Raw genomic sequence first — 11,211 nt, 5'->3', positions numbered from 1 at the left:
GTTTCGAACCGGTCGGCCCGCTCCGTCGTTCGGCGCCGTCAGTTGGCGAAGGCGTCCAGGACCTGCTCGTACTCCTGGCACCACCACGCCAACTGGCCCGCGGAGGCGGGGTAGAGCGGGTCGGCCCGGTGGTCGGCCCGCTGGTAGCGCCACTGGAGCATCCAGAAGTCGTTCAGCCGCTCCCACCAGACCCGGTGGACGGCGGCGGCCAGGTGCTCGGCGGTGGCGGCGCCGGAGGCCCGGTAGGCCTGGGAGTAGCGGCGGACCCGGACCAGGTCCAGGGCGCCGGACGAACGGTCGTTGAAGAGCAGCGTGGCGGCCCGGACGGCCTCCTCGGCGCGGGGCTGGGGGCCGAGCTTGTCCCAGTCCAGGACGGCCGCCACCCCGTGGTCCCGCGGGCCCCGCCCGTACAGCAGGTTGAGGCCGTGGAAGTCGCCGTGGGTCCAGCCGGTGGGCGGCGCGGCCTCGGGGGAGGGGCGGCGGTGGGCGTGCTCGGCGAGCAGTTCCAGCCGTTCCGTGAGCCGGTGCACCACCAGCGCGTCCAACTCCCCGGACGGGTGGTGCTCCTGGGCGCGGCGCCGCAGGTCGCGGGCGAGTTCGGCGCTGTCGGCCGGGTCGGCGCTGTGGTAGCCGGCGGGTTGTTCCAAGGGGGCGCAGACGTCGTCGAGCGCGCCGTGCAGTCGACCGAGCAGCGTGCCGAGCTCGTCGCAGCGCTCCGGGCCGAGTTCGTCGCCGTGCCGGTGCCGGCCTTCGACCCAGGGGAACAGGGCGAACATCCGGCCGCCCCGGGAGGCGACCGTGCCGCCCCCTCCGGCAGAGGCCAGCGGGGGTGCGACGGGCAGTCCCAGGGCGTTCAGCGCGGCCATCGCGCGGTGGTGGGCGAGGATCTTCGGGCGGCTGGCGGTGGCGGCGTCGACGTAGCACTTCAGGAAGTACGGACCGGCCTCGGTGGTGACCAGGTACCCCCGGTTCAACAGGCCCTCCGCCACGGGTTCGAGGGTCAGCGGCCGTCCTACTTGGTAGCGGGCCAGGACCTCGGCGAGCGCGTTGTACGGGACGGGTGGGCTGAGGGTCCCCATCGGCGGTGCGGAGAGGTCGGGGCGGGCCGGGGCGCAGGCGAGGGTCTGGCTGAAAGTCACGTGCAGAGGTTATGGCCCCCTTGCGGGGGCCCTTGACAGGCCGTCAGTTCTGTGCAGTCGTAAGGTCAGTACTGGTGGTCGGCCTGGTGCCGCGCCACGAAGGCGGCCGCCTGGGTTCGTCGCTCCATGCCCATCTTGGCGAGCAGACTGGAGACGTAGTTCTTCACCGTCTTCTCGGCGAGGTGCAACTCGTTGCCGATCTGACGATTTGTCATACCTTCGCCGATCAGATCGAGGATCCGCCGCTCCTGCTTGGTGAGTTGGGCGAGCCGCTCGTCCTCCTTCTCGCCGCCGTCGCGCAGCCGGGCGAGCACCCGGCTGGTGGCGACCGGGTCGAGCAGCGAGCGGCCGGCGGCGACGTCCCGGACGGCGGTGATCAGGTCGGTGCCGCGGATCGCCTTCAGCACGTAGCCGGAGGCGCCGGCCATGATCGAGTCGAACAGTGCCTCGTCGTCCGAGAACGAGGTCAGCATCAGGCACTTGATCTCGGGCAGCCTGGAGCGGATCTCGCGGCAGACCTCGACCCCGTTGCCGTCCGGCAGGCGGACGTCGAGCACCGCGACGTCCGGGTGGACCGCCGGGATCCGGGTGAGCGCCTCGGTGGCGGTGCCGGCCTCGCCGACCACCTCGATGTCGTCCTCGACCGAGAGCAGATCGTGCACGCCCCGCCGGACGACCTCGTGATCGTCGAGCAGGAATACCCTGATTCGTCCGTTATCAGTCACATCCAAAGCCTCCCATATCACCGTACGAAAGACCTATCGTTCATACCTCCGTCAAGACGCGATCCGGCCACAGCCCTCCAAAACCGATACCGAGAACCCCCTTACGTACGGGCGTCTGCCCGGATAACGTGCGCTGGTGTCCTGAAGGCGCTCGAATTGAGAGCTGCGTCACGCCGACCGTCACCCCCACCCTTCCGACGGCGAGCCGAGCGCGGCACCCTCGGGGTTGTAGACCCTGAACAAGTAGGACGTCCTAGCGCAAGCGCGCCGGAGGCGGACGCTGGGTAACGTTCTCGTGAGGGACGCCGTCGGAACAGGATCACCACCTGCCCCGCTGTGGGAGCGCACACCCACGCGCGCCCCGCGAGGCGGTGACCGGACCGGTCACCGGCGACCCCGGGCGGCCGGACAGACCGAGGAGTGAACGTGACCGTCAAAAGCACGGCGAGGGCCCGCAAGAAGGCGGCCCCCTCCGTCCCCGACACCCTCCGCGCGACGGGCGAGGACGCCCAGCCGGAGCTCGTCCAGCTGCTCACGCCGGAAGGCGAGCGGGTCGAGCACCCGGACTACCCCCTCACCACCACTCCCGAGGAGCTGCTCGCCCTCTACCGCGACCTGGTGCTGGTGCGCCGGTTCGACGCCGAGGCCACCACGCTCCAGCGCCAGGGCGAGCTGGGTCTGTGGGCCTCGCTGCTCGGCCAGGAGGCCGCCCAGGTCGGCTCCGGCCGCGCGATGCGCCCCGGCGACTACGCCTTCCCCACCTACCGCGAGCACGGCGTGGCCTGGTGCCGCGACGTCGACCCGCTGAACCTGCTCGGCATGTTCCGCGGCGTGAACCACGGCGGCTGGGACCCGAACGAGAAGAACTTCCACCTGTACACCATCGTGATCGGCGCGCAGGCCCTGCACGCCACCGGTTACGCGATGGGCATCAGCAAGGACGGCGCCGACGACGCGGTGATCGCGTACTTCGGCGACGGCGCCTCCAGCCAGGGCGACGTCAACGAGGCCTTCACCTTCGCCTCGGTCTACAACGCGCCGGTGGTGTTCTTCTGCCAGAACAACCAGTGGGCGATCTCCGAGCCCACCACCACCCAGACCAAGATCCCGCTGTACCGCCGCGCCTCCGGCTTCGGCTTCCCGGGCGTCCGGGTCGACGGCAACGACGTGCTGGCCTGCCTGGCGGTCACCCGCTGGGCGCTCGACCACGCCCGCAGCGGCAACGGCCCGGTGCTGATCGAGGCGTTCACCTACCGGATGGGCGCCCACACCACCAACGACGACCCGACCCGCTACCGGCTCACCGAGGAGACCGAGGCCTGGAAGGCCAAGGACCCGATCCTGCGGCTGCGCGCCCACCTGGAGAAGGAGGGCCTGGCCGACGAGGAGTTCTTCGCCGCCGTCGACGCCGAGAGCGAGCAGCTGGGTCTGCGGGTGCGCGAGGGTGTGCGCGGCATGCCGGACCCGGACCCGACCCTGATCTTCGACCACGTGTACAGCGAGCCGCACACACTGGTCGATGAGGAACGGGCCGAGTACGTCGAGTACGCGGCCTCCTTCGAGGCGGGGGAGACCCACTGATGGCCGGTCAGCTCAGCATCGCCAAGGCGCTCAACGAGGCGCTGCGCAAGTCGCTGGAGAACGACCCGAAGACCCTCCTGATGGGCGAGGACATCGGCAAGCTCGGCGGCGTCTTCCGGATCACCGACGGCCTCCAGAAGGACTTCGGCGAGGACCGGGTGATCGACACCCCGCTCGCCGAGTCCGGCATCATGGGCACCGCGATCGGCCTCGCGCTGCGCGGCTACCGCCCGGTGGTGGAGATCCAGTTCGACGGTTTCGTCTACCCGGCCTTCGACCAGATCGTCTCCCAGCTGGCCAAGATGCACGCCCGCGCGCTCGGGCACGTCAAGATGCCGGTCACCGTGCGTATCCCCTACGCGGGTGGCATCGGCGCGGTCGAGCACCACAGCGAGTCGCACGAGGCGTACTTCGCGCACACCGCCGGCCTGCGGGTGGTCACCCCGTCCAGCGCGCACGACGCGCACTGGATGCTGCGGCAGGCCATCGAGTCCGACGACCCGGTCATCTTCCTGGAGCCCAAGCGCCGTTACTGGGACAAGGGCGAGGTCGGCGACGCCGCCGACCTGGGCCTGCACGACGCCCGGATCGTCCGCCCCGGGGCCGACGTGACGCTGATCGCCTACGGCCCGATGGTCAAGGTCTGCCTGGAGGCCGCCAAGGCGGCCGAGGAGGACGGCCGCCGGCTGGAGGTCGTCGACCTGCGTTCGCTCTCCCCGGTCGACTTCGCCGCCCTGGAGGAGTCGGTCAAGCGGACCGGGCGGGCCGTGGTGGTGCACGAGGCACCGGTCTTCCTGGGCATGGGCGCCGAACTGGCCGCCCGGCTCACCGAGAAGTGCTTCTACCACCTGGAGGCACCGGTCCTGCGGGTCGGCGGCTACTACGCGCCGTACCCGCCGTCCCGGGTCGAGGAGGCCTTCCTCCCCGACCTGGACCGCGTGCTCGACGCCGTCGACCGCGCGCTCGCGTACTGATTCCGGGGAGCGAAGATGACCACCGAAGTTCGCGCGCTCCGCGAGTTCAAGATGCCCGATGTGGGCGAGGGCCTCACCGAGGCCGAGATCCTCAGCTGGTACGTCAAGCCCGGTGACACCGTCACCGACGGACAGGTCGTCTGCGAGGTGGAGACCGCCAAGGCGGCGGTGGAGCTGCCGATCCCGTTCACCGGGGTCGTCGAGCAGCTCTTCTTCCCCGAAGGCGCGACCGTCGACGTCGGTGCCGTGATCATCTCGGTGGCGGTCGCCGGGGAGGCGGGGGCCGTGCCGGCCGCCGCGCCCGTGCCCGCCCCCGCCGCGGAGGCGCCGGCCGCCGAGGCCAAGCCGGAGCGCCAGGGGGTGCTGGTCGGGTACGGCCCGCGCACCGGTGCCGTCCAGCGCCGGGCCCGGCGGACGACCACGACGACGGCAGCCGCGTCGAAGCCGGCCCCGGTCGCGGCTGCGGCCCCGGCCCCGGCCCCGGTCGCGGCTGCGGCCCTGGCGGCTCCGGCTCCGGCCCCAGTGGCTCCGGCGGCTCCGGCCCCGGTGGCCGAAGTGCCGTCCGGCGAGCGCCCGTTGGCCAAGCCGCCGGTGCGCAAGCTGGCCAAGGATCTGGGCATCGACCTGCGGGCCGTCACCCCGACCGGTCCGGGCGGCGTGATCACCCGCGAGGACCTGCACGCCCACGCCGCCGCCCAGGCCGCTCCGCCGGCTGCGGCCGTTGAGCCGGCCGTGGCCGAGGCGGTCGAGGTGGCCGAGGCGGTCGAGGCCGTCGCGGCCCCGGTCCCGGTGTCCGCCACGGGCGACGTCCGGGTGCCGATCAAGGGCGTCCGCAAGGCGACCGCGCAGGCGATGGTGGCCTCGGCCTTCACCGCCCCGCACGTCACCGAGTTCGTGCAGGTCGATGTGACCCGCACGATGAAGTTCGTCCGCCGGCTCAAGGAGAGCGGCGAGCTGGGCCGGGACGTCCGGGTCAGCCCGCTGCTGATCGTCGCCAAGGCGCTGCTCACCGCGATCAAGCGGCACCCCGGGATCAACGCCCAGTGGGACGAGGCGGCCCAGGAGATCGTCCTCAAGGGCCAGGTGAACCTCGGCATCGCCGCGGCCACCCCGCGCGGCCTGATCGTCCCGAACATCAAGGACGCGGGGTCCAGGACCCTTGCCGGGCTGGCCACTTCGCTCGGCGAGCTGGTCGAGACCGCCCGCCAGGGCAAGACCTCGCCGGCCGACATGCAGGGCGGGACGGTCACCATCACCAACGTCGGCGTCTTCGGCGTCGACACCGGCACCCCGATCCTCAACCCGGGCGAGGCCGCCATCCTGGCCTTCGGCGCGGTCCGGGAGCTGCCGTGGGTGCACAAGGGCAAGGTGGTCCCGCGCCAGGTGACCACGCTCGCGCTCTCCTTCGACCACCGCCTGGTGGACGGGGAGTTGGGCTCCAAGGTGCTGGCCGACGTGGCCGCGCTGCTGGAGCGCCCGAAGCGCCTGATCACCTGGGGCTGACGGCCTCGTAGGACAGGGAGAAGGGGCCCTTCCCCCCGCACCGCCGTGCGGGGGGAAGGGCCCCTTCGTCGTCCGACCGTTCGACTAGCGCTGGGGACGGAGTCGACGGACGGCGATCAGGACGCCGGCCCCGAGGGCGAGGAGCGCGGCGGAGCCGAGGGCCAGGAAGCTGTTGCGGGAGGAGGATCCGGTGTGGGCCAGCTCGGGGGTGCCGGCCGGGGCGGTGGTGGCCGGGGCGGCGGTCGGGGTCGACGCCTTCGGGGCCTCGGCGGCCGGCGCGGGGGCCGTGGTCTTGTCGGCGGCGGGCTTGGCCGGGGCCGGCTCGGCGTCCTCGGTGGGCTTGGGGGCGGGCTTGGCCGGGGTGGTCGGCTTGGGCTTGGCCGGGGTGGTCGGCTTCGGGGACGCCGCCGGGCGCACCACCGCGATCTCGGCCTTCGCGCCCTCGGTGGAGCCCGCCCTGGCGAAGAGCTGCAACTCGTGCACGTCCTGGGGCACGTCGGCGGAGAGCCCGAGCCGGAAGCGGAAGGAGGTGCTGTGCCCCTTCGCGAGCGGCACGCCCGCGGCCTGGGCGGTGCCGTGGATCGCCGGGTCGCAGCCGTCCTGCATGGCGAAGCGCTGCCAGTGGCCGTTCACCAGGACCTCGGCGGTGACCTTGGGGGGCCTCGGGGTGTTTCCGTTGAGGTTGTAGAGCGAGATGCTCGGGATGATCCGGTGGTAGTCGGCGCCGGTGTTGTTGGTGACCCGGATGCTGAACTCCGTCTTGGCGCCGCCGACGGTGATCGCGGTGGGGGCCTTGGAGAACACGGAGGTGGCGCCCTGGCCGTGCAGTTCGACGGAGCCGTTCTGCTCGTCGGCGGTGGACGGCTTCGCGGGGGCGGTGACCGCCTGGGCCTCGGCGTCCGAGGGGCCGCAGGCCCAGGCGGTGTCGGTGGCGAGGAACTGGACGCCGCTCACGAGGACGGCGGTGGCGGCCAGGGTGGCGAGGCGGCGGCGGCCGGAGGACGTGCGGTTGTTCTTCGCGGAACCGGCAATGGTGGACGTGCGCATGACAGAAATCCCCCGAGGTCATCGTGCTGGTGGTGTGGGTGGGTGGTGCTGAACGGCGGGCGCGATTGCCCGTCAGGGGCCGCGGCCGGGCTGGGCCGGGACGGCCGGCGGGCGGACGTGCGCCCGCCGGCGGTCGGTCAGTGCTGGTGGCGGAGCCGACGGACGGCGATCAGGACGCCGGCCCCGAGGGCGAGGAGCGCGGCGGAGCCGAGGGCCAGGAAGCTGTTGCGGGAGGAGGATCCGGTGTGGGCCAGCTCGGGGGTGCCGGCCGGGGCGGTGGTGGCCGGGGCGGCGGTCGGGGTCGACGCCTTCGGGGCCTCGGCGGCCGGCGCGGGGGCCGTGGTCTTGTCGGCGGCGGGCTGCGCGGCCTTGGCGGGCTCGGCAGGCTCGGCGGACTTGGTGGGCGCGGGCTTGGCGGGGGTGGTCGGCTTGGGCTTGGCCGGGGTGGTCGGCTTGGTGCCGGGGGCGGGCGCGGCGGCGTGCGCCACGTGGAAGAAGAGCATGTCGCCGGTCTTGATCTCGAACCCGGGGGCCTTCGCACCGGGGACGAAGGCGAGCTCGGTCGTCTCCTTGGAGGCCTTCGCGGAGAGCCCCACCCGGAACAGGAAGTTCGCGGCGCGGCCGTCCTCCAGGCGCGCGGTGGTGGTCGCCGGGGACGCGACGGTGAAGACCGACGGGTCGCCGCCGCCGTGGACGAACTTGACCGGCTTCCAGCCGCCCCCGGAGGCGACCTCGATGGTGAGGTCCTCGGACCGCAGGCCGCCCGCGCCCGGGTTGAAGATCCCGAGCTCCGCGGAGACGTTCTGGTACGGGGCGCCGGTGAAGTTGGCGACGCTGACGCCGATCTCGATCTTCGGGCCGCCCGCGGTGATGGTCTGGCCGGCCGGGGTCATGTGGAACCCGGCCTCGTAGGTGCCGTGGTGGGTGGCGGCGGCCTTGGCGGTGGCCGGTGCGGTGGCGGCGGTCGGGGTGGCGGCCCAGGCGGTGTCGGTGGCGAGGAGCTGGGCGCCGCCGGCGAGGACGGCGGTGGCGGCGAGGACGGCGATGCGGCGGCGGCCGGAGAGGGCGCGGTCGTTCTTCGCAAAACGGGAGATAACGGGCGTGCGCATGATGTGTGTCCCCAGGGTCATGGTGTGACGTGAGTGTGGATGAAGACGACCGGCTCCGCTCCTCGTGAGCGGAAGCGCCCCCCGGCTCCGCCGGTCTCGCTCTCCGTGCCTTCATCCGTATAGACGCGCATCCCCACGGGGGGTTGCAGATGGGTTCGGAGATTTTTTCGGAGTTCTTCGGCGGGTCCCGAAGGTCCTTCCGGGTGATGGTTGGTATGACCTGAATGATCCGGAAGGTCCGGATCGTTCGGCCAGGTCGGTGACTTTTTCGCGTCCGGATAGGGGAGCCCGGCCCACCCGGGTACGTCTCCGCTCCACCACCCGGGCGACACCGGGTGACCGGAGCCCCGAGGACGCACCCGTATGCCGTCTGGCAACCCCGGCCGTCTCGTACGGAGCCTGGCCGCACTCGTGCTGGTTTCCACCGCCGTACTCCCGGCAGCCCTGGAGCTGGCCGGCCCGTCGCCGTTCGGCGTGATCGGGCCGGGGGCCCCGGCCGACCGGGCGGTGCCGCCGCACAGCGCGCTGCGCGGCGACCAGCGGCTGCCCGTGGCCGCCCCGACCGTCGACATACGCCGCACCGGTGACCCGGCCAACCGGATCACCCTGGTGCTGCTCGGCGACGGCTACACGGCCGGCGAGCAGGACATGTTCCGGCTCCAGGCCGACCGGGCCTGGCACGCGCTGATGGACGTCGAGCCGTTCCGCACCTACCAGGGCTTCTTCAACATAAGACGGGTCGAGGTGGTCTCCCCGGTCTCCGGGATAGCCGAGACCGAGGGGCGCGGCCGCAAGCCCGCCACCCCCCTCGGCATGCACTTCTGGTGCGAGGGCACCGCCCGCCTGCTCTGCGCCGACGAGACCGCCACCGCCCGGTACGCGGGGGACGGCGCCGGGCCGCAGTACCTGATAGCCCTGGCCAACTCCACCGAGTACGGCGGCGCCGGCGGCACCGGGGTGACCACCCTGGCGGGCGGCAACGCGGACGCCGGCCGGATCATCCAGCACGAGATCGGGCACACCGTGGGGGACCTCGGTGACGAGTACGACAGCGCCCCGGACGACGCCGACTACCCGAACCTCGCCACCCTCAACGCCGACGACATGCGCAAGAAGCAGGTCAAGTGGTGGCGCTGGCTGGGCGTCGACTCCCCGGACGGGGCCGGCGTGATCGGCGCGTACCGCGGCGCCAACGGCCTCTACCGGCCCACCCGGGACTCGGTGATGCGCACCCTGGGCAGCGCCTACAACCTCCCCTCGCGCGAGGCGATCATCGAGGAGCTGTACCGCAAGGTCCGCCCGACCGACACCCCGCAGCCCGCCCCCGGCGAGGTGGCCGGCCGGCCCCGGCTGGACGTCCGGCCGCTGCCGCTGACCGGACCGCGCCAGCTGAAGGTGGAGTGGAAGGTGGACGGCGTCCCGGTGACGCCGCAGTCCGCCGACGGCTCCTGGCTGGACACCGCCCAGCTGGAGCTGGCCCCGGGCCGGACGGCCACCGTGACGGCGACCGTCCGGGACACCACCGACTGGGTGCGGGACGAGGCGTTCCGGGAGCGCTACATGACCCGCTCGGTGTCCTGGACGCTGAAGGGCTGAGGCCCGGTGCGCCGCCCCGGACCTGGGCCTCCCATCATGGGATGACTAGTCTGGTCCGACTATGACCGTGGAGCCCGCCCGTTCAGCCCCGTCCCTGTCCGTCCCCGCTCCCCGATCCACCGCCGAGCCCCCGGCCGCGCCCGTGCCGTCCGTGTCCGCGCCGTCCGCGTTTGTTCCGCCCGGCGGCCGCGCGGCCTGGCTGGCCTGGTCCATCGGCGTCAGTGTCTACATCCTGGCCGTCATCCACCGCACCAGCCTCGGCGTGGCCGGACTGGACGCCGCCGAGCGCTTCGGCATCGGTGCCTCGGCGCTCTCCACCTTCTCGATCCTCCAGGTACTGGTCTACGCGGCCATGCAGGTCCCGGTCGGTCTGCTGGTCGACCGGTTCGGGCCGCGTCGGGTGCTGCTGCTCGGCGTCCTGCTGCTGAGCACCGGCCAGCTGGCCTTCGCGTTCAGCTCCTCCTTCGGTCCCGCGCTGGCCTCCCGGGCGGTGCTCGGCTGCGGCGACGCGATGACCTTCATCAGCGTGCTGCGGATCGCCGCCCGCTGGTTCCCGGCGGCGCGGAACCCCTTCGTCGCCCAGCTGACCGGCCTGGCCGGGATGGGCGGCAACCTGGTCACCACGGTGGTGCTCGCCCAGGCGCTGCACAGCGAGGGCTGGACGCCCACCTTCGCCGCGATCGCGCTGCTCGGGGTGGCGGTGTTCGCGCTGGTCGCGCTCTTCCTCAGGGACGCGCCCCCGCAGGAGGCCGCGGCAGGGCCCGGGGAGCTCCGGCAGCGGCCCGGGGTCGGCCGGCAGGTCCTCGCCTGCTGGCGGGAGCCCGGCACCCGGCTCGGGCTCTGGATCCACTTCACCACCCAGTTCCCCGGCAACGCCTTCGGCCTGCTCTGGGGCCTGCCCTACCTGGTGGAGGCCCAGGGCATGTCCCGGGCCGGCGCCGGCGGCCTGCTGACCCTGCTGGTGCTCTCCAACATGACCTGCGGCTTCGTCTTCGGCCGGCTGCTCTCCGCCTCGGCGCGGGCCCGGATGCCGATCGTGCTGACCGTCGTCGCGGCCACCGCGCTCGGCTGGGCCCTGGTCCTGGCCTGGCCCGGCGGCCACCCGCCGACCTGGCTGCTGGTCGGGGTCATCCTGGTGATGGGCAGCAACGGCCCGGCCTCGCTGGTGGGACTGGACTACGCGCGCGCCGGGAACCCGGTGGAGCGGCTCGGCACCGCCTCCGGGATCGTCAACATGGGCGGTTTCATCGGCACGATGATCGCGCTGCTCGGCATCGGCGTGCTGCTGGACGCGCTCTCCCCGGCCGGCGCCGGGACGTACTCGGCCACCGCCTTCCGCTGGGCGTTCTGCTGGCTGTACGTCCCGCTGGCGGTGGGCACGGTGATGGTCCTGCGGCTGCGCCGGAAGGTCGCGGCGTAGACCGGCCGGGGGCCCGGGCGGTTGGTGGCGGGGGCCGGCCGGCCCAGCGGGGCGCAGAGGGTGAGCGGGGAGTTGGGCAGCACCCCATAGGGCAGCGCCACGAGGCCCCCGCCCGTG

9 protein-coding genes are annotated in these 11,211 nt (G+C 72.9%); 5 read left to right on the top strand and 4 right to left on the bottom strand.

Going from position 1 to position 11,211, the window contains the following annotated elements; translation table 11 throughout:
• Window positions 1-38: 38 nt before the first annotated feature.
• The gene (locus tag ACFRAR_RS36675; RefSeq protein WP_380704411.1) at window positions 39-1,139 is read right to left on the bottom strand and encodes a phosphotransferase enzyme family protein; all 1,101 of its coding nucleotides are present in this window, start codon (window positions 1,137-1,139) and stop codon (window positions 39-41) included.
• A gap of 65 nt (window positions 1,140-1,204) precedes the next feature.
• Window positions 1,205-1,864 carry a response regulator gene (locus ACFRAR_RS36670; protein ID WP_380704409.1) on the bottom strand — a complete coding sequence of 220 codons (660 nt, stop codon included), beginning with the start codon at window positions 1,862-1,864 and terminating at the stop codon, window positions 1,205-1,207.
• A gap of 426 nt (window positions 1,865-2,290) precedes the next feature.
• Here ACFRAR_RS36670 and pdhA point away from each other — a divergent pair, with 426 nt between their 5' ends.
• The 3 genes from pdhA to ACFRAR_RS36655 are packed head-to-tail and all read left to right on the top strand — an operon-like array spanning window position 2,291 to window position 5,922.
• The gene (pdhA, locus tag ACFRAR_RS36665) at window positions 2,291-3,445 is read left to right on the top strand and encodes a pyruvate dehydrogenase (acetyl-transferring) E1 component subunit alpha (protein WP_380704407.1); all 1,155 of its coding nucleotides are present in this window, start codon (window positions 2,291-2,293) and stop codon (window positions 3,443-3,445) included.
• Window positions 3,445-4,419, top strand: a complete 975-nt coding sequence (locus ACFRAR_RS36660; protein WP_380704405.1) for an alpha-ketoacid dehydrogenase subunit beta — start codon at window positions 3,445-3,447, stop codon at window positions 4,417-4,419. The genes pdhA and ACFRAR_RS36660 overlap by 1 nt, the downstream gene beginning before the upstream one ends.
• A 15-nt stretch (window positions 4,420-4,434) precedes the next feature.
• Complete coding sequence (locus ACFRAR_RS36655) at window positions 4,435-5,922, top strand: dihydrolipoamide acetyltransferase family protein (RefSeq protein ID WP_380704403.1); 1,488 nt, start codon at window positions 4,435-4,437, stop codon at window positions 5,920-5,922.
• A gap of 84 nt (window positions 5,923-6,006) precedes the next feature.
• Here ACFRAR_RS36655 and ACFRAR_RS36650 read toward each other — a convergent pair whose 3' ends face one another.
• Entirely contained in the window at window positions 6,007-6,969 is a 963-nt protein-coding gene (locus ACFRAR_RS36650; RefSeq protein ID WP_380704401.1) for an LAETG motif-containing sortase-dependent surface protein, read from the bottom strand.
• 137 nt (window positions 6,970-7,106) lie between these two features.
• Window positions 7,107-8,078: an LAETG motif-containing sortase-dependent surface protein gene (locus ACFRAR_RS36645; RefSeq protein WP_380704399.1), complete on the bottom strand. Its 972-nt coding sequence runs from the start codon at window positions 8,076-8,078 to the stop codon at window positions 7,107-7,109.
• A 363-nt stretch (window positions 8,079-8,441) separates the two neighbouring features.
• Between ACFRAR_RS36645 and ACFRAR_RS36640 the strand changes: the two genes are divergently transcribed.
• The gene (locus ACFRAR_RS36640) at window positions 8,442-9,674 is read left to right on the top strand and encodes a M64 family metallopeptidase (RefSeq protein ID WP_380704397.1); all 1,233 of its coding nucleotides are present in this window, start codon (window positions 8,442-8,444) and stop codon (window positions 9,672-9,674) included.
• A gap of 61 nt (window positions 9,675-9,735) precedes the next feature.
• A complete protein-coding gene (locus ACFRAR_RS36635) occupies window positions 9,736-11,094 on the top strand; it encodes a nitrate/nitrite transporter (protein ID WP_380704395.1) in 1,359 nt (452 codons plus the stop codon).
• Window positions 11,095-11,211: the final 117 nt, after the last annotated feature.

The organism is Kitasatospora sp. NPDC056651 (genome assembly GCF_042792155.1).
GTDB lineage: Bacteria > Actinomycetota > Actinomycetes > Streptomycetales > Streptomycetaceae > Kitasatospora.
Note: the sequence above shows the minus strand (reverse complement) of the source record. Positions and strands in the feature narration are given on the sequence as shown.

Bases quoted from the DNA above. Each gene is read 5' to 3' on its own strand.
- ACFRAR_RS36655 (WP_380704403.1), top strand. From the start codon at position 4,435: ATGACCACCGAAGTTCGCGCGCTCCGCGAGTTCAAGATGCCCGATGTG.
- ACFRAR_RS36660 (WP_380704405.1), top strand. From the start codon at position 3,445: ATGGCCGGTCAGCTCAGCATCGCCAAGGCGCTCAACGAGGCGCTGCGC.
- ACFRAR_RS36650 (WP_380704401.1), bottom strand. From the start codon at position 6,969: ATGCGCACGTCCACCATTGCCGGTTCCGCGAAGAACAACCGCACGTCC.
- ACFRAR_RS36635 (WP_380704395.1), top strand. From the start codon at position 9,736: ATGACCGTGGAGCCCGCCCGTTCAGCCCCGTCCCTGTCCGTCCCCGCT.
- ACFRAR_RS36645 (WP_380704399.1), bottom strand. From the start codon at position 8,078: ATGCGCACGCCCGTTATCTCCCGTTTTGCGAAGAACGACCGCGCCCTC.
- ACFRAR_RS36640 (WP_380704397.1), top strand. From the start codon at position 8,442: ATGCCGTCTGGCAACCCCGGCCGTCTCGTACGGAGCCTGGCCGCACTC.